Source organism: Rouxiella chamberiensis, from assembly GCF_026967475.1.
Taxonomy (GTDB): domain Bacteria; phylum Pseudomonadota; class Gammaproteobacteria; order Enterobacterales; family Enterobacteriaceae; genus Rouxiella; species Rouxiella chamberiensis.
This window is the reverse complement of sequence record NZ_CP114058.1, coordinates 4,609,098-4,632,591: the sequence shown is the minus strand read 5'-3', so window position 1 is coordinate 4,632,591 and position 23,494 is coordinate 4,609,098. Positions and strand designations below refer to the sequence as shown.

Genomic DNA, 23,494 nt, shown 5'->3' with positions numbered 1-23,494 from the left:
ATTCAACCGTTACCGGCAGTGTTTGCTGGCATCGACATTGATATGGCTGTCGGCAATCAGCAACTTGTGCCCTTTGCCCTGCTCACCGCCCGGCTCGACCTGGAAGTGGCCGTCCATCGAGACAAAGACCAGTTGATCAGGACTATGGCGAATATCCATATAGGCTTTCTCCAGTGTACTGCTGGTCGCCATCGGAATGACCTTTCCGGTGGTACAATCGGTAAAGACCACGTTGTCGGCCTGATAGCGCACCATCCCGCTTAACGGCATCGGCGTATGCGGCATCCGCTGCTCCGCAGGCTTAAGCTGGTAGTTCACCTTTTTCCCGGCAGCCGAATGAATGGGATCGCCATTGATATCCAGCATCTCGAGGTTTTTACCCTTGGGGTGGAAATACCGTTTTTCGCCGTTGGCTTCGGTCAGCACCAGTTTGTCGGCGGTGCGCGCCCAGGTGCCGTATTGTGCAAACGCCTTGTTGTCCCTGGTTTTCACCTGATAAACTTCGCGCAGCACATAGGTGCCGTCCTGCTGAAGAAACAACGACGTTTCGATACCACCGCAGTCGGCACACGGCAACACGCCCGTATAACTCTGCTGCATCGCCTCAAAAGGCTGTTCCTGAGCAAAAATCTTGTTGTGACATCCGATTAACGAAAACAGACTGAAACTCAGCCCTATAGCGATCATTATTTTTTTCACAGTTTTCTCCCACTGCGTTTTCAACTTTTACTTCGCCTGTCAGGATGAGCGAATTTTTCCTCGCAAGGCTTTGGTTGCCCCTTTGCGAACTTTACTCTCGACGCGACGAATTTTGGACCCTCGCGTCGGTTTGGTAGGTCGGCGCGGCTTCTCAATCACCATCGCCTGATCGACAAGAGAAGAAAGGCGGGCCAGTGCGGCTTCGCGATTTTGCTCCTGACTGCGATATTCCTGCGCCTTTATTATCACAACGCCTTCTGCGGTGATTAAATGATGCTTAAACGCCAGCAGACGTTGCCGATAATAGTCGGGCAGACTGGATGCCTTGATATCGAACCGCAAATGAATGGCGGTCGACGTCTTGTTGACGTTTTGCCCGCCCGCGCCCTGCGCACGAATGGCGGTCAGTTCGATTTCGCCGTCGGGAATTTCAAGTCTGCCGGAAAGTATTAACAAAATTAATGTCCTGCCTGTTTCCAGTCGCCGCTTTTCCACTCCTGGAAATGTATTTCAAGATTGTTCTGCGCATCGGAAAGCCAGATGGCGTCGTCCTGAAGCGTAGCCTGCAAAACCATATTGCGCTGAATAAATGCCGTCAGACCTGTAAGCAATTCGTCATCGATAAAGCGTACACTCAGGTTGGCGTACTGACTGACCTTGTTTTGCATCTGCGACCACCAGACGTTGGCGGCCCGTTCGCTGTAGGCATAGAGCACGACGGTGCGTGACTGGTTGCAGGCCTTTTTCAGACGTTTTTCGTCCGGCAGACCCAGCTCAACCCACAGTTCAATGCCGTTGTGATCGTTCTTGCGCCAGATTTCAGGCTCGTCTTCCGCGCTCAGACCGCGGGTGAAGCTTAAACGCTCGTGGGCATGGCAAATCCACGCCAGCAGGCGTAGCATCATTCTTTGCTCGGTTTCGGAGGGGTGCTGGGCCAGTGTCAGGTTGGCATCATGGAAGAAATTGCGGTCCATATCGGCAATGTTTACTGCGGCTTTATATATTGTTGCTTTTAACGCCATGGGAAACCTCTAAGTATTGGACGCACATTGTACTTGATATCAACATAAGATAAAGCTTGGCGCCCTGCCCCTGATAACTCCGGCGTGCTTGTGCTATAGTCCTTTAATAACGGAAGTTTATCTTTCCCTCGCTTAAAGGGTTTAAAGGCATGAGCGGAAAGTGACAGAGTTTGATCGAAAAGAAGCGTAAAGAGCCATTTCGAACAAGCTCTAAAGGAGGACCTATGCAACAATACTCTGAGTTAGTACGCCGAAAATATTCCGAGATAGGCAGTGGCGATCTTGGTTATGTGCCCGACGCGTTGGGCTGTGTGCTAAAGGCATTGGACGATGTGGCGGCGAATGCCGAACTTCCGTCTTCCGTTCGAGAACAGGCGGCTTATGCCGCCGCTAACTTACTGGTGAGCGATTATGTCGATTAATGATGTGTACCAACCCATCAATTGCGATGATTACGATAATCTCGAGCTTGCCTGTCAGGACAATCTGGTTCTGACACTGAAATTGCGCAGTGGAGAGCTTGTCGAGGCCAAGGCCAAAGATCTATTGATGCGGAAAAAAGTGGAATATCTGATTGTTGACTCGGGTGGGCAACAGTTGGAACTGAGACTCGACCATATCGAGAGCTTCAGTAACCCCAAAATTGGTACCGTGGTCGTTAGCGTAGAGTAGTTACCGCGACAGGCCCCACCAATAACCCCGACGGGCAATCTTGCGATTGCCCGTTTTTATTTCTGCCATCCGTCTCGTTTAGGGTTTTTGACTCGCGTAATACGCCGCGAGGTCGTTGATATCCTGCTCGGAAAGCCCTGCCGTAAACGCCTGCATGACGCCCGCCTGCCCGCCCGTTCTGTCTCCCTTTTTATAGGCATTGAGCGCCAGGGCGAGATACGCCGAATTTTGCCCGCCAATATTCGGGTACAACGCATTGGTGGCTTTGCCGGTCGCCCCGTGACAGGCCGCGCAACTCGCCGATATCGCCTGCCCGGCTGCGATATCGCCATCCGCCTGCACCGGCAGACTGAACAGCGCCCACGCAAGGCCCGCGCCCAACGCGCTTTTGAATAATACATGCATCATTGCTCCCAAACCGGTTCACCCCGGCGGTATGAACTACAACGTGGATTTCTGCCAATGCAGCCACCAGGTTTCCTCTGACGGGTCCGTGGTGAGGGCATCGTGAGTGATAAAAAGACCTGCCGCCGCGACAAGTTTTTCATTATAGAAAATCAGGGAATGCGCTCGCGCTCCCACGGCGCAATGGCCAGTTCCTGCCAGAGTTTTTTATCTGCCGCGAGCGGTCGCGCCCAACCTTGTGCACGCTGCCGCTGGCGGTAAAGCGCACACTCAGCCTTTCTTCGGCGCGCGGCTTACGCAGTGGCATGCCGTTATCCGCCACGTCGTGCATCTGCAAAGTGCCCAGCGCCTGCGGCAATAGCAGAGGCGATTCGCCAGACCACTCGATGACACACTCTTTTAATGAGGGCAGTAAGGGCAGCCAGTAAAGCCGCTGCCGAAAACGACGCACGCAGAAACGCCCCGAGTTTCAGCTGCGGATCGGCGTCTTCGCGGCTCTGCGCCACTTCCTGCCATATTCTTTGCAGCTGCTCGCGCGACGGCATTGTCGCACCGCGCTGCGCGAGCCAACGGCGGATCAATGCCGAACGCCGCGCGGCAGAAAGAGGGCCAAGCCCGGTGATTGAAAGACTGCCGGACGCATCGACGAGCTGTTCCAGCGCCTCCTGCAACAGTTCGTCCAGCAGAGACTCCTGTTCGGCGCAAAGACTGGCACTGCGCGCCGTGGCGGCGGCAAAGTGCGGCCAGCGCGCCGAGAGCAACGGCAAAACCTCGAGACGCAGAAAGTTGCGATCGAAACGCGCATCGTTATTGCTGTCGTCATCAACCCAGCGCAGCCGATGCTCGCGGGCATAAGCTTCAAGCTGCTCGCGCCGTAGCGACAACAGCGGCCGCAATACCGGATGACCGGCAATTCGGGTCACGGCGCTCATCGAAGAAAGTCCCGCAGGACCGCTGCCGCGCTTGAGCGCCAGCAAGAAGGTTTCACACTGGTCGTCAAGATGCTGCGCAGTCAGCAGCGTTTCGCGTGGCAGAAGATTCTCGGCCAGCGCACGGTATCGCGCGCCCCGCGCCGCCGCTTCAATGCCGCCGTCACGCGCATCGACCTCGACGGCGAGCGGAACGAATTCCACCTGCCATTGCCTGCACTGCGCCTGACAGCTTTGGGTCCAGTGTTGCGCGTAGGCACTCAGACCATGATTGACGTGCATCGCCCGCAGCTGCAAATCGGGCATGATGCCCGCCCGCAGCTGAACCAGCGCGTGCAGCAGCACGGTGGAATCGAGTCCCCGCTGAAGGCCACACATACGTGGCGCGTTTCGCCCAGCTGTCGAATAAGATGTTCAGCCAGCATCGACGTTGTCCGCGGCAAAATCAGTCTCTTTAGCCAATCTCGTACAGCTCCAGAGGGAGGTCATCGGGGTCGCTGAAGAAGGTGTATTTCTTTTGCGTGTAGGCATCGATTCGGACCGGTTCGCACTCGACGCCCGCCTGAGCCAGTTTCATTACCGCCTGCTCGATGTTCTCTACGGAGAAGGCCAGATGGCGCAGTCCGCAGGCTTCGGGCCGACTGACGCGTGCGGGCGGCAGCGGAAAGCTGAACAGCTCAATCTGATAGTGACCGTTGATGGCGAGCTTTGCCATCCAGGAGTCGCGCGCTTCACGGTAAACCTCGGATTGCAGCTCGAATCCGAGGACGTCGCAGTAAAACTTCTTACTGGCCTCGTAATCGCTGGCGATAATCGCAACGTGATGGAGATGACGAATATTAAGCATAAAGAGAACCTTATCTATCAATGGGCATCGACAATAATGGGGTATCAGCCTCCTGTCACGAGAGGCTGAACGGCTATTGTGCTTCTTCCTGCGCCAGCTTCAATACCTTGACCCGATATTTGCCGTCTTCCGTCAGCTTGGCGCCATGAATGTCGGTTTCAAAGCCCGGGAAATGCTCGCCGATAGAACAGAGCATCAGCAGGAAATCCAGCACGGCACGGCTTTCGTGCGTAATCATTTCACCCGGCATCACCACCGGCACACCCGGCGGATAAGGCAGGATCATGTTCGCCGACACCTTGCCCACCAGCTCCTCCAGTTCGCACTCCTCAATGTTGCCGCGCACCTGATGCTGGAACATTTCGTACGGCGTCATTTTCATTTCAGGCAGCACATCAAACGCCTTGAGCATTAGGGAAGGCAAGTCGTGTTTGACGATAAGCTTGTGAATTCCCTGCGCCAAATCCTGAATGCGCATGTGGCGATAGAAGTCGGGATCTTCGGCGTAGAGATCCGGCAGCATGTTCTTGACCCGCAAATTGAGATCATAGGCGCGCTTGAAATCGGTCAGGCCACGCATCAGGCTCATCGATTTAGTCTTGTCGATGCCGATGCTGAACAGGAACAACAGATTATACGGCCCGGTCTTTTCGACCACCACGCCGCGCTCGTCGAGGAATTTGGCCACCAGCGCCGCCGGAATACCTTCCGCTGCCAGATTGCCGTTTTCGTCCATGCCCGGCGTGAGAATGGTGACTTTTATCGGGTCCAGATACATGTGGTCTGAATCGGCATTGGCGAAACCGTGCCAGTTGTCATCGGGATTCAGCGGCCAGCATTCGGCTTCGTCGATAACTTCCGGCTGCCAGATGTCATAGAACCAGCCGTCGGTTTCTTCGCGCAGGCGCTGGATCTCGTGACGGAAATGCAGCGCCCTTTCCACCGAGCGATTAATCAGTCTGCGGCCCGGATTACCGCGCAGCATCGCCGCCGCCGTTTCTGCCGAGGCAACAATGCCGTAGTTCGGCGAGGTCGTGGTATGCATCATGTAGGCTTCGTTAAAGGTGTTTTCGTTATAATCGCCTTTAATATGAATCATCGAAGCCTGCGAAAACGCCGCCAGCAGTTTGTGGGTCGACTGCGTTTCGTAAATCACTTTCCCCGGAATACGTTCACCGCTCATGCCGCTCTTGCCGTCGTAAATCGGGTGGAAATTGGTATAGGGCACCCAGGCGGAATCGAAATGAATCGAGGCGACGTCAAGGGTGCTCTTGATGTAGTCGGTGTTGTACAGCAGCCCGTCGTAGGTTGAGTTGGTGATTACGGCGTGCACTGGCCAGGTGGCGTTGTCAGTCTGCGCCACCTTCTGTTCGATGCTGTCGCGGGTGAACTCACGCTGTGGAATACCGCCCAGAATCCCGTAGGCATTGCGCAGCGGGCGCAGGTAAATCGGGATGATGTTGGTCATCATCATCAGATGCGCCAATGATTTATGGCAGTTACGGTCAATCAGAACCGTGCTGCCCGCAGGCGCCGAATACATGCCAACAATCTTGTTGGCGGTGGAGGTGCCATTGGTGACGATATAACTCTGCTCGGCGCCGAAAGTGCGGGCGATATACTCTTCGGCCTCCAGATGCGGGCCGGTATGATCCAGCAGCGACCCCAGTTCGGTAACTGAAATCGAGACGTCCGCCTTGAGGGTCTTTGCGCCAAAGAAGTCATAGAACAGCGTGCCTACCGGACTCTTTAAAAATGCGGTGCCCGCCATGTGGCCCGGCGTACAGAACGTGTATTTGCCTTCTTCCACATAGTTGAACAACGCCTTGGTCAACGGCGGAGTTATCTGGTCGATATATTCGTTGGTGTACTGGCGAATGCGTTGCGCGATGTCTTCCGCCGCATTCAGCGCATATTCGAAGAAATACAGCACCATCCGCATATCGTTGACGCTGACGTCCAGCGTGGAATGGGTATTGATAAACCCGTACAGCGGCAGATATTCGTTAAGCTCATTAATCTCGGTACAGAGTTCGGTGCTGTGCTGGTCCCAGTCGAAAATCACGCCGCAAATCCGCGCATTGCTCTCGACAAGTTTCAGTAAGTCGGCTCTGTCATGCGGATAGATAGTTTTGAACCCTGCGACTTCGAGCGCGGTATCCAGCTCGCGAATAGGTTCATCTTTATAGTAGGACCCTTCCGGGCGCATGATGGCAATAATATTCATCTGACAAATCCTTCTGGTTTCCTGAAAGACAGGGTATCGACCTCACCATGCCGAAACAATAAAAAAGGGCAGTCCTAAGACTGCCCCTATAATTTCACACTGAATTTAACACCCTGGATCACTAAGGATTTCAGGTATTAGCAGTAGCCGTAAGTCATGAGACGCTGATAACGACGGTCACGCAACTCTTCATTGTTCAATGCGTCCAGTTCGGCGAGATCTGCTTCAAGCTGCGCACGAAGCGAGGCAGCCATGGCAGGAACGTCACGATGCGCGCCGCCCAGAGGTTCAGGGATGACGGAATCAATCAGTTTCAGCTCTTTCAGACGTGGAGCAATGATGCCCATCGCTTCTGCGGCCAAAGGCGCTTTATCGGCGCTTTTCCACAGAATCGACGCACAGCCTTCCGGTGAAATCACCGAGTAGGTGCTGTACTGCAACATGTTGACCTTGTCGCCGACGCCGATAGCCAATGCGCCGCCCGAGCCGCCTTCGCCGATAACGGTACAGATAACCGGTACGTTAAGACGAGACATTTCGCGCAGGTTACGGGCGATAGCTTCGGACTGACCACGTTCTTCGGCACCGACACCAGGGTATGCGCCCGGCGTGTCGATGAAGGTGATGATAGGCAGTTTGAAGCGTTCGGCCATTTCCATCAGACGCAGCGCCTTACGGTAACCTTCAGGTGCAGGCATACCGAAATTGCGACGGATCTTCTCTTTGGTTTCACGACCTTTCTGATGACCAATGATCATCACGGCACGTTCACCCAAACGAGCGATGCCACCTACGATAGCTTTATCGTCGGCAAAGGCACGATCACCGGCAAGTTCATCAAATTCAGTAAAGATGTGCTTGATGTAGTCAAGAGTGTAAGGACGACGCGGATGGCGAGCCAACTGCGCAATCTGCCAGGCACCCAAATCTGAGAAAATTTTACGAGTCAGTTCGACGCTTTTTTCACGCAGGCGCCCCACTTCTTCGTCCAGATTAATATCTAATTTTTCGTCTTGACGACTGACTGCAGTCAGCGAGTCAATTTTCGCTTCCAGCTCCGCAATCGGCTGTTCAAAATCAAGAAAATTCAGACTCATAGCATTCCTATTTTAGTCAAATTCCAGTTCAACCTGTTCCGTACCGACCAGAGACCGTAAATCGAGCAGCAGACGATCGGTTGGCGTAACACGCCATGTGGCACCAAATCGTAGCCGTGCCCGAGCGGTTCTCGCGCTGGTAGTACAAGTGCACTGGTATCGTCCCCGATCGATGAGGTTCCAACGATTCGCGCAGACGGTTCAAAAGCTGGTCATCAATTTGCCTGTCAGTCAGCGATATAGCAAGACCACGAGCGTATTTTTCACGCGCTTCACTGATGTCCATTAAATCACGGGCCATCATTTTAAGCCCGCCGTTGAAGTCATCAAAGCTGACCTGTCCTGTCGCTATCAGGATACGGTCTTTTTCCAACAAATGCTGGAATTTTTCCAGGGCTTCGGTAAACAACATTACTTCAAGACGACCAGACCGGTCATCCAGCGTACAAATGCCAATGCGGTTACCCCGCTTGGTCATCATCACCTTCGCAGCAACCACCAAACCTACTGCGACGGTCATTTTTCCCCGATCGGTCGGGTGCATGTCCTTCAGGCGCTGGCCACCGCCATAGCGCTCGATTTCTTTCAGATACTGAGTGATCGGATGCCCGGTCAGGTACAGCCCCAGGGTTTCGCGCTCTCCATCCAGTACTTTCTGTTCCTGCCAGCGCGGCACGTTGGCGTAGGATTTTTCGACCTGCTCCGGCGCTTCGGCCAGCACGCCGAACATATCCACCTGCCCGATAGCCTCGGCTTTGGCGTGTTGATCGGCTGCCTTGAGAGCGTCGCCCAGCGAATGCATCAGCGCTGCGCGGTGCGGTCCGAGTCGGTCAAAGGCCCCGGACATGATCAGTTTTTCCAGAATACGCCGATTCAGCTTTTTGGTGTCGGAGCGCGCACATAAGTCAAACAGCTCTCTAAAATAGCCGCCTTCGTTGCGCGCTTCAATGATTGCTTCAATCGGACCTTCACCGACGCCTTTAATCGCGCCGATGCCGTAAACAATTTCGCCTTCATCGTTGACGTGGAAATGGTACAACCCGCTGTTGATGTCCGGCGGCAGGATTTTAAGCCCCATACGCCAGCATTCATCGACCAGCCCGACCACTTTGTCGGTGTTGTCCATATCGGCCGTCATCACCGCCGCCATAAATTCGGCAGGATAGTGCGCCTTCAGCCACAGTGTCTGGTAAGACACCAGCGCGTAGGCCGCAGAGTGCGATTTGTTAAATCCATAGCCGGCGAACTTCTCTACCAGGTCGAAGATTTTAACTGCCAGTTCGCCGTCGATACCGCGAGATTTCGCGCCGTCTTCAAAGCCGCCGCGCTGCTTGGCCATCTCGACGGGGTTCTTTTTACCCATCGCACGACGCAGCATGTCCGCGCCGCCGAGCGAATAGCCCGCCAGCACCTGCGCAATCTGCATGACCTGTTCCTGATACAGGATGATGCCGTAAGTCGGCTCCAGCACCGGTTTCAGGGATTCATGCTGCCACTGGATATCAGGATAGGACAGCTCTTCGCGGCCGTGTTTACGGTCGATAAAGTTGTCTACCATGCCCGATTGCAGCGGTCCCGGACGGAACAGCGCCACCAGGGCAATCATGTCTTCAAAGCTGTCGGGTTTCAGGCGTTTTATCAAATCTTTCATGCCGCGCGATTCAAGCTGGAAGACCGCCGTAGTCTCCGAGCGTTGCAGCATGTCGAAGCTTTTCTTATCGTCTAACGGAATCGCTGCAATATCAAGGGGTTCGAGCCCTGTTTTTGCACGACGCGCGTTAATCATTTCAAGCGCCCAGTCGATAATGGTCAGCGTACGCAGGCCGAGGAAGTCAAACTTCACCAAACCGGCATACTCGACGTCGTTCTTGTCGAATTGGGTCAGCGGGTTTTTACCCTCCGCATCGCAGTACAACGGGGCAAAGTCGGTAATTTTTGTCGGTGCAATGACCACACCACCGGCGTGTTTACCGGCGTTACGCGTTACGCCTTCGAGTTTGCGCGCCATGTCGATAAGCGCCTTGACCTCTTCGTCGGCTTCGTAGATTTCAGGCAGCTGAGGTTCGGCGGCAAAGGCTTTTTCCAGCGTCATGCCGGGATCGGGCGGGATCAGCTTGGAGATGCGATCGACGAAACCATACGGATGGCCCAACACACGGCCCACGTCGCGGATAACCGCTTTGGCCGCCATGGTACCGAAGGTGATGATCTGCGACACCGCCTCGCGGCCATACATTTCGGCTACGTGATCGATAACCAGATCGCGTTTTTCCATGCAGAAGTCGACGTCGAAGTCGGGCATCGAAACACGTTCGGGGTTCAGAAAACGTTCGAACAGCAGATCGAATTCCAGCGGATCAAGATCGGTAATCTTCAGCGCGTAGGCAACCAGCGATCCGGCACCGGATCCACGTCCCGGTCCGACCGGCACGCCGTTGTCCTTCGACCACTGGATAAACTCCATAACTATCAGGAAGTAACCGGGAAAACCCATCTGGTTGATAACACGCAGCTCGACGTCGAGACGATCGTCATATTCCGGACGTTTTTCGGCTCTGACCGCAGGGTCCGGGAAAAGAAACGCCAGACGCTCTTCCAGACCTTTTTTGGAGCAGGCAATCAGGAAGTCTTCGGTCGACATATCGCCCGTCGGGAACTGCGGGAGGAAGTATTCGCCAAGGCGAATCGTCACGTTGCAACGCTTGGCTATCTCGACGCTGTTTTGCAGGGCTTCGGGGATGTCGGCAAACAGCGCGCACATCTCCTCTTCGCTACGCAGATATTGCTGAGCGGTATAATTTTTTGGACGTTTCGGGTCATCGAGCGTGAAGCCGTCATGAATGGCGACACGGATCTCGTGGGCATCGAAGTCACCTTCCACCAGAAAACGCACGTCGTTGGTCGCGACGACCGGCAGCCCGGTTTCACCCGCCAGCGCCACCGCCTGATGCAGATAGTTCTCTTCATCGGGACGACCGGTGCGAATCAGCTCGAGGTAATAGCGGTTCGGGAAATATTGCTGATAGAACTCGACACACTGCTCGACCTGCGGCTGGTTGGAACGGGTCAGGAACTTGCCGATATCGCCGTGACGCGCGCCCGAAAGCAGCAGCAGCCCCTCATTGAGCTCGGCCAGCCATTCGCGTTCGATAATCGGCCCGGCCGCGCCATAACCGCGTTGGTAGGCGCGTGAAATCAGTAGCGTAAGGTTTTGATAGCCGACATTGTTGATGGCAAGAATGGTCAACTGCGCCAGCTCGTCGCCCAGCATGTCGCTGTGGACGTTAACGTCGGCCCCAATGAGAGGCTTGATCCCCGCGCCGTGCGCCGAACCGTAGAATTTTACCAGACCGCACAGGTTGGTGAAGTCGGTGAGTCCCAATGCAGGCATGCCGAGCGCAGCCGCTCGTTTCACCAACGGGCCGACTTTGGCTAATCCATCCACCATGGAATAGTCGCTGTGTACGCGTAGATGAATAAAACGAGGTTCAGCCATATTCAGATACCAGAAATAAGGGAGTTGAAGTTATGAAAACCGGGAAATCGGTGCCGATATAATACCGAAACTAGCGCGGAAATACTGCGTCCTGCAACGCCCTTCTGACAGGTCCGAAGCTGCGGCGATGATGAGCCGTTGCGCCGTGAAGGGCAAGCTGCTCGAGATGCGCGGCGGTCGGATACCCCTTGTGCTTCGCAAAGCCGTATTCGGGAAACGCCAGGTCCAGTGCGACCATTTCACGATCGCGCGTTACTTTGGCAAGGATGGACGCGGCGCTGATTTCGGCTACACGGCTATCCCCCTTGATAACGGCCTGCGATGGCATCGGCAGTGCCGGACAGCGGTTGCCGTCAATCAGCACAAACTCGGGCACCACGGCGAGACCGGCAATCGCCCTTTGCATCGCCAGCATCGTAGCCTGCAAAATATTGATTTCATCAATCTCTTCAGGCTCTGCACGGCCAAGACTCCAGGCCAGCGCCTTTTCTTTAATCTCTTCGTACAAAAACTCGCGACGCTTTTCGCTGAGCTTTTTGAATCGGCCAGACCGGCGATAGGACGCGCAGGATCGAGGATAACCGCCGCCGTAACGACAGCGCCGACCAGCGGGCCGCGACCGACCTCATCAACACCGGCAATCAGATTTGCCTGGGGGTAAACAAAAATTTCTGTCATTTTTTTGCCAATTCAATCACAGCCTGCGCCGCCTGTTCATCGGCATCGCGGCGGATACTTTCGTGCAGCGTCAGGAAGGTCTGTTTCAACGCGTGGCTCTTCTCGCCACCGGCAAGCAGAGGCAGCAGCGCAACAGAGAGTTTATCGGGCACGCACTCTTCCTGGAGCAGTTCGGTGACAATTTCGCGACCTGCCAGCAGATTCGGCAGCGACACGTAAGGCGTTTTCACCAGACGTTTCGCAAGCCAGAAGGTAAACGGCTTCATGCGATAGCCCACCACCATCGGACATTTCGCCAGCATACACTCCAGCGCGGCGGTACCCGAAGCCAGCAGCGCGGCATCGCTCGCTATCATGGCGTTGCGCGCCTGTCCGTCGAGCAGATGCGCGGGAAGATCGGGCGCGATTTCGGCCTTGATGCGCTCGAACTGTTCGCGACGTCTGGCATTGACCAGCGGCACCACGATATGCAAATCGGGATAATGCTGGCGCAGCAGCAGCGCGGTCTTCAGGAAATCGGCGCTGAGCATTTCCACTTCGGCGTGACGACTTCCGGGCAACAGCGCCAGACAGTGGACATCGTGTGGAATGCCGAGCGTTTCACGTGCCAGACCTTTATCGGGATCCAGCGGGATCGAATCGGCCATCGTGTGGCCAATAAAGCGGCACGGCACGTCGAATTTGTCATAAAACGCTTTTTCAAAAGGCAGGAAAGCCAGCACCAGATCGGTGGCTTTGCCAATTTTGAAAACGCGCTTTTGTCGCCAGGCCCAAACCGACGGGCTGACATAGTGAATAGTGCGAATCCCCTGCCGCTTCAACCGGCCTTCGAGCCTGAGGTTGAAATCGGGCGCATCGATACCGACAAAGACGTCGGGCTTGAGCTCGGTAAAACGCCGGGTGAGTTCATTGCCGATTTTCAACAGGCGTGGCAGACGTTCAAGCACTTCCACCACGCCCATTACCGCCAGTTCTTCCATTTCAAACCAGGCTTCACAGCCTTCGGCCTGCATCAGAGGTCCTGCAACGCCGACGAAACGGGCATCGGGATAATGGCTTTTCAAAGCCCGGATCAACCCCGCGCCAAGAATATCGCCGGAAGTTTCACCGGCAACCAGGCCGATTGTCAGAACGGGCTTTTCCATCTTTTATACAATCCAGTTAGGCGGCCGAATCAGCGAGCCGTTAACACACGCGTCTATTAACGAATGATGCCGCGAGTAGAACGTGCAAAGAAATCGCTGAACGGTTTAACTGCCGGGAACTCGGCAGCGATGGCCGCAATCTCTGGCTGTGACTCTTCAAGCGTTTTACCGCTGCGGTACAGAATCTTGTACGCGTTACGGATGGCATGAAGTGAAGGCTTGTCAAAACCACGGCGTTTCAACCCTTCGATATTGATACCGAACGGGGTGGCGTGGTTGCCCTGGGCGATAACAAACGGCGGCACGTCCTGCGCGACGCCGGAGCAGCCGCCGACCATCACGTGCGCACCGATGATGCACCACTGATGAACCGCCGTCATGCCGCCGATGATAGCGTGATCGTCAACCTGAACGTGGCCGCCCAGTGTCGCGTTGTTGGCGAGAATGCAGCGATCGCCCACGACACAGTCATGCGCGATGTGTGCATTGACCATCAGAAGATTGTCGCTACCGACTTTGGTCAGCCCGCCGCCTTGAACGGTACCACGGTGAATGGTCACGCTCTCGCGGATATTGTTGCGGTCACCCACTTCGACACGCGTTGGCTCACCCGCATATTTCAGATCCTGGTTGATTTCACCAATGGAAACGAACTGGAAAATGCGGTTGTCGCGACCAATTTTGGTCACGCCATTGAGAACGACGTGTGACTTGAGCTCGGTACCTTCGCCAATCTCGACCTGAGAGCCGATATAGCAAAAAGGACCGACATAAACGTTAGCACCAATAACCGCGCCCTCTTCGACAACGGCACTCGGGTGAATAAAGGCGGTTTTATCAATCACGGATTATTTCTCCTGACTACGGGCGCACATCATCTGGGCTTCACACACTACCTGACCCTCTACCAGAGCCCGACCCGTGAACCAGGTTACGCCACGGCGAGTTTTCTGGAATTCAACTTCCAGAACCATGGTGTCGCCGGGAACGACCGGCTTTTTGAAACGTGCATTATCAATGCCGGCAAAGTAGTAAAGTTCGCCCGGCTCCAGTCTGCCTACGCTTTTAAACGCCAGCAGGCCCGTTGCCTGTGCCATGGCTTCAAGAATCAGTACGCCAGGGAAGATAGGTTTGCTAGGGAAGTGACCCTGGAAACATGGTTCGTTGAACGAAACGTTTTTGATCGCACGCAGTGTTTTGTGCGGAGTGTATTCAACGACGCGGTCAACCAATAAAAAAGGAAAACGGTGCGGAAGCAGCTCAAGTATTTCTCCAATACCAAAACCTTCTAGGCTAACTTCTTGCTCGTTATCATTGTGAGTAGGAGTGCTCAAAATACTCGTCCTGTCTAAAATTACTGATTTCATCAATAGCACGGCCTGCGTGACCCTCAAAGAGGAGCATTGTGCAGGCCGCAAATAGAGACTAAGAATCGTTAAGGCAACGGATTAGGGAACAATAACATCGCCTTACTCATTGATTTTTAGTGGTTTTTGTTGGTAATTTAGTCTTGTTCGATTTTACGCTCTACAGCTTTCAAGCGCTTGTTCATCTCATCGATATTCATAACCAACGCGGCGGTCTTACGCCAAACTTTATTCGTCTGTAGCGGAATACCGGAGGAGTATACTCCAGGTTCGGTAATTGGTCGCATAACCATTCCCATTCCTGTGACGACCGCTTTGTCGCAAATTTCCATGTGGCCGTTGATCACACTGGCACCGCCAATCTGGCAGTAACGCCCGATTTTCAGGCTGCCGGCCATGATGACACCGCCCGCTACCGCCGTATTGTCTCCAATCACGACGTTGTGTGCAATCTGACATTGATTATCGATGATAACGCCGTTGCCAATTTGCGTGTCGTCGAGCGCGCCACGGTCGATGGTTGTGCAGGCGCCAATCTCGACGGAATCGCCGATAAGTACGGTTCCCAATTGAGGAATTTTAACCCAATTTCCGCGATCGTTCGCGTAACCGAAGCCATCTGCGCCGATCACGGTGCCAGATTGAATCAGACATTTCTGACCGATTTCGACCCGATGATAGACGGAAACGTTGGCCCAAAGTCGGGTACCGGCACCAATTTTTGCATTTTTTCCGATGAAACAGCCTGCGCCGATAATCACGCCATCGCCGAGTTCTACACCGGATTCTATGACTGCATTCGCGCCAACCGACACCTGTTTGCCCAATTTGGCATCAGGAGAGATAACGGCGCTCGGAGCGATGTCTTGTGCAGGCGCAGGCGTGGTATCAAGGATCTGAGCCATGCGCGCATAAGTCAGGTAGGGGTTTTTAACCACTAATGCCGCACTTTGGCAGAAGGGCAGATCCGCTTCGGTCAACACTACAGCCCCTGCAAGACAGGAAGCCAACTGTTCACGGTAACGGCTGTTTGATAAAAACGTGATTTGCTCAGAGTGTGCGGAATGCATTGAAGCAATGCCGGTGATGACGAGTTCGCCATCACCGTGCAATTGTGCATCCAACTGCTGTGCGAGATCAGCCAGTCGAATTGAAGCCATGCTTATTTAACCTGTTTCAACACTTCGTCAGTGATGTCTTTTGCATCTGGAGATGCATAAGCCAGGGCATTGGCGTCGATGACAACGTCGAGATCATCTTTGGCAGCAACAGTTTTCACTGCATCCTGAATACGGCCCAGGATTTTGTTACGTTCTTCAGCCTGACGCTTACGATTGTCGTTGTCAAAAGCCTGTGCTTTTGCAGAGAAATCTTCACGGTTGGCCATAACTTGTTTCTCAAGTTTGGCACGATCGGCAGCCTTCATGGTAGAAGAGCTACGTTGCAGGTTTTGCATCTGGGACTGCAGAGCAGTTTCCTGAGCTTGCAACGCCGTTGCACGGCCTTTGAATTCATTTTCCAGCTGTTTTGCAACAGCTTCACGAGCAGGCATTTTCTGGAAAATTTCTTGAACGTTTACAACACCAATTTTATCAGCAGCCTGAACGCTAGCTGAAGCAGCCATAACTAATCCGAGGCCTGCGGCGTATAACCACTTTTTCACTATAAACTCCTTCCATCACCCGTTTGTGCCGTATGGCACAGCATTTTACGCAGTTATCCTTCATTCCCGAAGGCGTCGCCATGTCAGCCAACGCCCCGGGAACTCGGGATAAGGCAAGAGTCTAGACTCTCGCCTTGCGATTCTTTGTCTGGCTCAATCGTGGTAACAGATTACCACGTTTTACCGATGTTAAACTGGAACTGTTCTGCCTTGTCGCCATCGTACTTCTTGATTGGCTGCGCATAGGAGAACGACAGAGGTCCCAAAGGAGACTGCCATTGCAATGCCACACCCGATGACGAGCGAATGTTGCCCGGCTTGCTGTAGTCAGGTACACCGGCCGCCAGAGATTCTGCCGTGTTTTCCCAGTTGGTATCCCACACAGTACCTGCATCGACGAACACGGAGGTACGCAGCGAGTTGGCATACTTGTCGCCAACAAACGGTGTCGGCACGATAAGTTCCGCACTCAACAGACCCATTGCGTTACCGCCCACGGCATCGTCCGAGTTGTCGATTGGACAACCTTTATAAGACGTCGCACCGGCCGCACAGTTGTAGTAAGCCGCTTTAGGACCAATGGTATTCGACTGGAAACCACGGACGCTGCTTGAACCACCGGCATAGAAGTTGTCGTAGAACGGCACTTCCTTGCCACCCAGACCGTCGGCATAACCGGCGCGGGCACGACCCATCAGCACCCAGCTGCGGCTTTCGGAAAGCGGCAGATAGCTCGTGGCATCGAAGGTGACCTTGTAGTATTCGTTGGTCGAACCCGGAACGGTAATTTTACCGCTCAGGCTGGCTTTGCTACCCGATGTCGGGAAGAAGCCACGGTCAAGGTTATTATAACCCCAGCCCAGCGTCAGGAAGAAATCGTTCGCGCTGAAGCTTGCATCGGAGTCATTGCTGCCTTCCACCACGTTCGGATTGACACCTACGCTGTTCAGGTAACGGAACATCGATACCTGTGGCTCCATGTTGTCCAGATCGTTATGGACATAATCGAGGCCAAGACGCAGCGAGTTGTTTTCGTTAACCGGGAAGCCGAGGTTGCCACCAATACCGTAACTCTTGTTGGTGTACTCGGACAGGTCCGCATCGTCCGCTTTAAAGTCGTTATAGAACACACGACCGCCCAGACTTACGCCATCAACCGTGAAGTAAGGGTTGGTGACCGTCAGTTCGGTATAGGTCTGATAATCGTTCTTCGTACCGGTGATACCTGCCTGATAACCTGTACCCAGCCAGTTGTCCTGCTGCACGCCGACGGTAAAGCTGACGCCGCTTTCGGAGCCGTAACCGACGCCGAAGTTGAAGGTACCGGTGTTACGTTCCTTCACCTTGTAGACGACATCGACCTGATCGGTAGTCCCTGGAACACGCTGGGTGTCCACGTCGACCGTGTCGAAATAGCCAAGGCGGTTCAAACGCTCCTTGCCCTTGTCGACCAGGTCGCTGCCGAGCCATGCGCCTTCCATCTGGCGCATTTCACGACGCAGCACGCTGTCTTTGCTGGTGTCGTTGCCTTCGAAGCGAACGTGACGCACATAGTAGCGGTTACCGGCATCGACACTGATGTGCAGAATAACGGTTTTATCTTTGTCGTTGACTTCAGGCTGCGTGGTCACCGTAGGATACGCGTATCCGTAGCGGCCCAGCATGGCCTTGATGTCGTTCTCGATCTTGGTCACTTTGGCGCCGCTGTACAGCTCGCCCTTGTTGATTTTGCTCAGGCTTTCGATTTCAGCCGAGTGACCCTGCATGTTACCGGCAACCTGCACGCCTGCAACCTTGTACTGATCGCCTTCATGGATGTTGAGGGTGATGTAGATGCCCTTTTTGTCCGGCGTCAGGCTGACCTGAGTCGAGTCGATGTTGAAACGGGCGTAACCGCGGTCGAGGTAGTAGCTACGCAGCGTCTCGAGGTCGCCGGAAAGCTTCTGCTTCTGGTATTTGCGGTCACCAATCAGGTTCCACCAGGGCACTTCATCACGCAGCTGGAACTGGGAAACCAGTTGATCCGTGGTAAACGCGTGGTTACCGACGATGTTAATCTGCTGAATTTGCGCAGATTTACCTTCGGTGAAGACCAGTTTCAGGTCAACACGGTTACGAGGTAAAGGCGTGACAACCGCTTTCACGGAGGCGCTGTATTTACCGACGCTGTAATAGAAGTCTTCCAGACCCTTTTCAATACCGGAGATTGCGGTACGGTCAAGCGCTTCGCCAACCCGAACGCCGGAGGCTTCGAGGTTTTGTTTGAGCATGTCATCTTTCACGGCCTTGTTGCCGGAAAAAGTGATGCTGGCGATGGTTGGGCGCTCCTTGACTTGAACTACCAGCGTATCACCATCGCGCAGGACACGAACGTCCTCGAAGTTGCCGGTGGCAAACAGGGCACGAATGGTATTACTGATGTCATCGTCGGTAACCGTATCCCCTACGCGTACCGGCATATTGAGTAACGCCGCACCGACGGCAACGCGTTGCAGGCCTTCGAAATGAATATCTCTCACTACGAATCCGTCTGCACCGTATACGGTCGCGCTGCCAAACAGCAGCGACGCTATGAGCAACTTTTTGATCGCCATCGTTGTTATGCGTCTTCCTAACCTAATCCCCGCCGTTAAAGACGGGAGAAATCATTGAAAAGTGCAAGCCCCATCAACAACACCAGCAATACAGAGCCAATGCGGTAACTGAAGTCCTGAACTCGCTCGGAAACTGGCCCACCCTTGAGCTTTTCTATTGCCAGAAACAGCAGGTGGCCCCCATCTAACACCGGCAATGGGAACAGATTGATAATACCGAGATTGACACTTATCAATGCCAAAAACATCAGGTAGTACACGAATCCGTATTCAGCTGACAATCCTGCACCCTGCGCAATGGAAATAGGACCACTCAGATTGTTCAGCTTCACATCGCCGGTTATTAACTTGCCCAGCATATTGACCGTTAATTTCATCAGTTGCCAGGTTTTATCCCCGGCCTCATAAAACGCCATGAACGGTCCATACTGGCGAATCGTTTTGTACTCGTCAGGCAGTGGAATTATCTTGGGGACTACGCCGGCAAAACCCTGCGCCTGCCCTTTTCCCACTGTTTTAGTGTCCGGTATCAGCGTTAAGTTCACCGGTTGTCCGTTGCGCTCGACTTCAAGCGCCATTGATTTGCCCGGATTATCGCGCACCTGCAGGGCAAAAGCTTGCCAACTTACCAAAACCTGACCATCAACTTTAACGATCCTGTCTCCCGCTTGCAAACCTGCCTTCTGCGCAGCGGAATCGGCCTGAATCTGAGCGAGCACGGATTCTATCTGCGGCCCGCGCGGAATAATTCCGAGCGCCACGACAGGGTCCTGCTTCTCTGGATCAAATTTCCAGGCCGCGAGATCAACTTGCTTTTCAACTACCTGGGAAGAGCCAAACGGCGCAATGCCCACGGTCGTTCTTGCGTCTCCAATTTCGCCGATCAACGCCATGCGAACTGAATCCCAATCAGGCGTTTCGATACCGGCAACGGACTTAAGTTCCATTCCGGGCGAAATATTGGATTGTGCGGCGACTGAATTCGGGGTGATTTCGCCGATAACCGGACGCACGCTCGGAACGCCGATAATGAACACCAGCCAGTAGGCGAACACGGCGAAGATGAAGTTGGCGATAGGACCGGCGCTGATGATGGCAGCGCGCTGAAGCACGGTTTTGTTGTTGAAGGACTGATTGCGGAACTCGGGCGGCACGGCTTCGACACGTTCGTCGAGCATCTTGACGTAGCCGCCCAGCGGGATCAGGGCCAGCACGTATTCGGTTCCCTGTTTGTCGGTACGGCGGTACAGTGCCTTGCCAAAACCGACAGAGAAACGTTCAACGCGAACACCGCAGCGACGAGCGACCCAGAAATGGCCAAATTCGTGCACGGTGATAAGCACCCCCAATGCAACAATAAAGGCGGCCAGGCTCCAGAGTACGTTCATCATAATCCCAACTATTCCTTAAACACTGCCGCGGGCAGAGACGTTAATACACCAACAGCATCAGGCAGGCAAAAACCGGCACCGCAGCAGTGAGGCTATCGATGCGATCCATGATCCCACCGTGGCCGGGTATGAGATTACCACTGTCTTTTATTCCTGCCTCGCGCTTGAACATGCTTTCCGTCAAGTCGCCCAGAACCGACGCCAGCGCGGCAACGATGGAGCATACAAGCAGAGTGGCCGGCACAACGTTCAGCGGCGCGTAACGCCCGAACAGCCATGAAATCAGGGCCGACGTCAGCAGGCCGCCAATCAGTCCCTCCCAGGTTTTACCCGGCGAGACTTTCGGCGCGAGCTTGTGTTTGCCAAACAGTTTGCCGAACAGGTAGGCACCGGAATCGGCCCCCACACCAGCAACATCACATACAGCAGCCACCAGGCGCCGTTGTAATGATTTTCTGCATAACCGTAAAGGCGCAGCGCCAGCATGCCCCAGAAGAAGGGAACAATGGTCAGCAGGCCGAAGACCAGCTTCAGCGTTCGCGAACTGCGCCACAGCGCAGCAGAGCCGGGATAGGCAATCACCAGCAGGAACGCGACTATCCACCAGGCCAGAGAGAGCCACAGCGAACCGCTGATTTGAATCAGATGCACGGACTGCTGGTAGGCAGGCAGACTGAGCATCATTGCGGTAAGCAGGAAGCCACAGATAATGGCAAGCCAGATACGCTGAGTACGTGACTTGAATCCGGCAAACTGCCCCCACTCCCACGCCGCCAGCATGCAAACGACGATAGTAACGACGGCAAAACCCACCGGTGGCAGTAAAAAAGTGCGGCAATGACGATAGGAATCAAAATCAAAGCTGTGATAATGCGATACTTCAGCAAAAGTTCTCCCTAGGACGCATTGGCGCCGATAGGTGTCGTTCCGCCGAAGCGGCGCTCGCGTTGTGCAAAAGCATTCAGCGCACCTTCAAAGACATTTTCATCAAAATCAGGCCAGAGGACGTCAGTAAAATAGAGCTCCGCGTAGGCAATCTGCCACAGCAGGAAGTTACTGATACGATGTTCTCCACCGGTTCTGATCACCAGGTCAACAGGCGCCAGCTCACTCATACAGACTGAAGCACCTAAAGCCTCTTCCGTGATTTGGTCCGCTCGCAGTGTACCAGCTTCGATCTGGCCTGCCAGCTTCTTTACGCCCTGAATAATATCCCAACGCCCGCCGTAGTTGGCAGCGATGTTAAGGGTAAGCCCGTCGTTGTTCTGGGTTAACGTCTCGGAGCGGCGGATCATGTCCTGCAAACGCGGACTGAAACGGCTGAGATCGCCAATAATCCGCAAACGGACGTTGTGCTTGTGCAGACTTTTAACTTCACTGTCCAATGCGCGGACAAAAAGCTGCATCAGCGCCGAGACTTCCTGAATCGGACGATTCCAGTTCTCACTGCTGAAGGCATAAAGCGTGAGCGCATCGAGATGATGGCTTGCAGCAAAGCTTACGGCTTTGCGTACGGACTTTACTCCCGCTTTATGACCAAAGACACGCATTTTTCCCTGACGTTTCGCCCATCGGCCATTTCCATCCATGATTATGGCAACATGGCGCGGCAGCAGATAAGTCGTATCAGTCATTTGTTGATTCTCGAGCGACATAACTCGTACTCTTTTCCTTCAGCTTGAATTAACGACGTCACCGGGTAACTTGCTTTCACGTGCATGATGAAGCCTGCGCATTAAAAAGCCGTAAACCTTGCGGGCACGGCCTTACCTGACTTTCAACGTACCAAATAAACAGAAGTACGGCTATAAAACACAATAATGTGTCGTCAGGAGGCGCAGACTATATCATTTCAACGTTGTTCGAACAAACGACCTCATTCGATGACGCATAATATTACAGACTAAAAGACTGTAATAACAAGAATGCACTCTCTCTTGCCGAGCGGTCTATCTCTAAAACTTCTTCAACGCAGTCAGGTTCCGCAGAGCGGGTTTTTTCCATTACCTGCTGGTTGAGTCTCGCGATATCGCCAAAGCGGATCTGGCCCGCGAGAAACGCCGCAACGGAGACTTCATTGGCCGCATTGAGCGCGGTGGTCGCCGCCTGACCGGTGCGGCTGGCCTCGATGGCGAGCTTGAGACAAGGGTAGCGTTCGAAGTCAGGCTCATTGAACGTCAACGCGCCCATTTTGCAGAAATCCAGCGCTTCGACACCGGCGGCAACACGCTGTGGATACGCCATTGCATGGGCAATCGGCGTGCGCATGTCGGGAGAGCCCAGTTGAGCCAGCACGCTGCCGTCTACGTAGCGCACCATCGAGTGAATCATCGACTGCGGATGGATAATCACTTCCATCTGCTCGGCAGAGGCGTTGAACAGCCAGCGCGCTTCGATGTACTCCAGCCCCTTGTTCATCATGGTGGCGGAGTCGACAGAGATTTTGCGGCCCATCGACCAGTTTGGGTGCGCGCAGGCACGCTCCGGTGTGACGGCATCGAACTCGTTCAGTGGCAGTTCGCGAAAAGGTCCGCCGGAACCGGTCAGAATAATGCGCGAAACGCCGTTTTCTTCCAGCGAGGCAAAGCCCAGCTGCTGCTGCACTTTCTCCGGCAGGCTCTGGAAAATCGCGTTGTGTTCGCTGTCGATAGGCAGCAACTGGCTGTTGTTTTCGCGAACGGCATCCATAAAGATGCGCCCGCAGGTGACCAGTGACTCTTTGTTGGCAAGGAGCACGCGCTTGCCGGCCTTGACCGCCGAGAGAGTCGGCAACAGACCCGCTGCGCCCACAATTGCCGACATCACCTGATCCACGTCGTCAAGCGCAGCCAGCTCACAGGCGGCATGCACGCCGGACATCACTTCGGTTTTGCTACCCTGCTCCTGCAGAATGCGCCGCAACGCCGCAGCCGATGATTCATCGGACATCGCCGCGTACTGTGGCGAAAACTCGAGGCATTGCCCGGCCATTGTCTGAACGTTATTTCCGGCGACCAGCGCACGAACGGCAAAGGCTTCAGGATTGGCACGCACTACGGAAAGCGTACTGGTGCCAACGGAGCCCGTGGAGCCAAGGATAGTCAGTTGCTTCATGAAGTTACTCAATATAGCGAAAGTCATTATCGGAGGTGACACAGTCTGTTACTCATTGCGCCGCTTGTCTATCAGAATCAGGCGCACATTGCTGTCTATCACTACGACGGGAGGAGAACTATTGTAGGTCTAAATACTTAACTTACAATAAAGTATAAGCATTTTGTGA

General features: G+C 54.2%; 18 protein-coding genes and 4 pseudogenes. 2 read left to right on the top strand and 20 right to left on the bottom strand.

Features of this window, described 5'->3' with window-relative positions; genetic code table 11:
• Positions 1-9: 9 nt before the first annotated feature.
• The 3 genes from nlpE to O1V66_RS21645 are packed head-to-tail and all read right to left on the bottom strand — an operon-like array spanning position 10 to position 1,721.
• Entirely contained in the window at positions 10-699 is a 690-nt protein-coding gene (nlpE, locus tag O1V66_RS21655) for an envelope stress response activation lipoprotein NlpE (RefSeq protein WP_045049598.1), read from the bottom strand.
• A 39-nt stretch (positions 700-738) separates the two neighbouring features.
• Positions 739-1,155, bottom strand: coding sequence for an alternative ribosome rescue aminoacyl-tRNA hydrolase ArfB (arfB, locus tag O1V66_RS21650; protein WP_045049437.1), 417 nt, complete (start codon positions 1,153-1,155; stop codon positions 739-741).
• Between the two features lie 2 nt (positions 1,156-1,157).
• On the bottom strand, positions 1,158-1,721 hold the full coding sequence (locus O1V66_RS21645; protein WP_045049438.1) for a YaeQ family protein: 564 nt from the start codon (positions 1,719-1,721) through the stop codon (positions 1,158-1,160).
• Between the two features lie 224 nt (positions 1,722-1,945).
• On the opposite strand from O1V66_RS21645, the gene O1V66_RS21640 reads away from it, so the two are divergent.
• Together O1V66_RS21640 and rof are read left to right on the top strand one after the other, a co-directional pair.
• On the top strand, positions 1,946-2,143 hold the full coding sequence (locus tag O1V66_RS21640) for a YaeP family protein (RefSeq protein WP_045049439.1): 198 nt from the start codon (positions 1,946-1,948) through the stop codon (positions 2,141-2,143).
• A complete protein-coding gene (rof, locus tag O1V66_RS21635; RefSeq protein WP_045049440.1) occupies positions 2,133-2,393 on the top strand; it encodes a Rho-binding antiterminator in 261 nt (86 codons plus the stop codon). The genes O1V66_RS21640 and rof overlap by 11 nt, the downstream gene beginning before the upstream one ends.
• 78 nt (positions 2,394-2,471) lie before the next feature.
• Here rof and O1V66_RS21630 read toward each other — a convergent pair whose 3' ends face one another.
• The 17 genes and pseudogenes from O1V66_RS21630 to ispC all read right to left on the bottom strand — a co-directional run bounded on the left by O1V66_RS21630 (position 2,472) and on the right by ispC (position 23,325).
• Positions 2,472-2,798, bottom strand: coding sequence for a c-type cytochrome (locus tag O1V66_RS21630; protein ID WP_045049441.1), 327 nt, complete (start codon positions 2,796-2,798; stop codon positions 2,472-2,474).
• Between the two features lie 36 nt (positions 2,799-2,834).
• A pseudogene (tilS, locus tag O1V66_RS21625) lies at positions 2,835-4,152 on the bottom strand (tRNA lysidine(34) synthetase TilS).
• 29 nt (positions 4,153-4,181) lie between these two features.
• A complete protein-coding gene (locus O1V66_RS21620) occupies positions 4,182-4,574 on the bottom strand; it encodes a VOC family protein (protein ID WP_045049443.1) in 393 nt (130 codons plus the stop codon).
• A 73-nt stretch (positions 4,575-4,647) separates the two neighbouring features.
• Positions 4,648-6,801, bottom strand: coding sequence for a lysine decarboxylase LdcC (locus O1V66_RS21615; protein WP_045049444.1), 2,154 nt, complete (start codon positions 6,799-6,801; stop codon positions 4,648-4,650).
• A 137-nt stretch (positions 6,802-6,938) separates the two neighbouring features.
• The gene (accA, locus tag O1V66_RS21610; RefSeq protein ID WP_045049445.1) at positions 6,939-7,898 is read right to left on the bottom strand and encodes an acetyl-CoA carboxylase carboxyl transferase subunit alpha; all 960 of its coding nucleotides are present in this window, start codon (positions 7,896-7,898) and stop codon (positions 6,939-6,941) included.
• 12 nt (positions 7,899-7,910) lie between these two features.
• Positions 7,911-11,394 (bottom strand): annotated as a pseudogene (dnaE, locus tag O1V66_RS21605) (DNA polymerase III subunit alpha).
• A 70-nt stretch (positions 11,395-11,464) separates the two neighbouring features.
• Positions 11,465-12,072, bottom strand: a pseudogene (gene rnhB / locus O1V66_RS21600) (ribonuclease HII).
• Positions 12,069-13,217, bottom strand: a complete 1,149-nt coding sequence (gene lpxB, locus O1V66_RS21595; RefSeq protein ID WP_045049448.1) for a lipid-A-disaccharide synthase — start codon at positions 13,215-13,217, stop codon at positions 12,069-12,071. Before lpxB ends, rnhB begins: the two are co-directional and overlap by 4 nt.
• 56 nt (positions 13,218-13,273) lie before the next feature.
• The gene (lpxA, locus tag O1V66_RS21590; RefSeq protein WP_045049449.1) at positions 13,274-14,062 is read right to left on the bottom strand and encodes an acyl-ACP--UDP-N-acetylglucosamine O-acyltransferase; all 789 of its coding nucleotides are present in this window, start codon (positions 14,060-14,062) and stop codon (positions 13,274-13,276) included.
• Between the two features lie 3 nt (positions 14,063-14,065).
• Positions 14,066-14,551 (bottom strand): 3-hydroxyacyl-ACP dehydratase FabZ, encoded by a 486-nt coding sequence (fabZ, locus tag O1V66_RS21585; RefSeq protein WP_072045121.1) that lies wholly within the window; start codon positions 14,549-14,551, stop codon positions 14,066-14,068.
• 170 nt (positions 14,552-14,721) lie between these two features.
• Positions 14,722-15,744, bottom strand: a complete 1,023-nt coding sequence (gene lpxD / locus O1V66_RS21580; RefSeq protein WP_045049450.1) for a UDP-3-O-(3-hydroxymyristoyl)glucosamine N-acyltransferase — start codon at positions 15,742-15,744, stop codon at positions 14,722-14,724.
• Between the two features lie 2 nt (positions 15,745-15,746).
• A complete protein-coding gene (gene skp / locus O1V66_RS21575) occupies positions 15,747-16,247 on the bottom strand; it encodes a molecular chaperone Skp (RefSeq protein ID WP_045049451.1) in 501 nt (166 codons plus the stop codon).
• A gap of 170 nt (positions 16,248-16,417) precedes the next feature.
• On the bottom strand, positions 16,418-18,841 hold the full coding sequence (gene bamA, locus O1V66_RS21570) for an outer membrane protein assembly factor BamA (RefSeq protein ID WP_045049452.1): 2,424 nt from the start codon (positions 18,839-18,841) through the stop codon (positions 16,418-16,420).
• Between the two features lie 35 nt (positions 18,842-18,876).
• Positions 18,877-20,232: a sigma E protease regulator RseP gene (gene rseP, locus O1V66_RS21565; protein WP_045049453.1), complete on the bottom strand. Its 1,356-nt coding sequence runs from the start codon at positions 20,230-20,232 to the stop codon at positions 18,877-18,879.
• Between the two features lie 40 nt (positions 20,233-20,272).
• A pseudogene (cdsA, locus tag O1V66_RS21560) lies at positions 20,273-21,119 on the bottom strand (phosphatidate cytidylyltransferase).
• A gap of 9 nt (positions 21,120-21,128) precedes the next feature.
• Entirely contained in the window at positions 21,129-21,887 is a 759-nt protein-coding gene (gene ispU, locus O1V66_RS21555; RefSeq protein WP_045049455.1) for a (2E,6E)-farnesyl-diphosphate-specific ditrans,polycis-undecaprenyl-diphosphate synthase, read from the bottom strand.
• A 241-nt stretch (positions 21,888-22,128) separates the two neighbouring features.
• On the bottom strand, positions 22,129-23,325 hold the full coding sequence (gene ispC / locus O1V66_RS21550; protein WP_045049456.1) for a 1-deoxy-D-xylulose-5-phosphate reductoisomerase: 1,197 nt from the start codon (positions 23,323-23,325) through the stop codon (positions 22,129-22,131).
• Between the last annotated feature and the right edge of the window lie 169 nt (positions 23,326-23,494).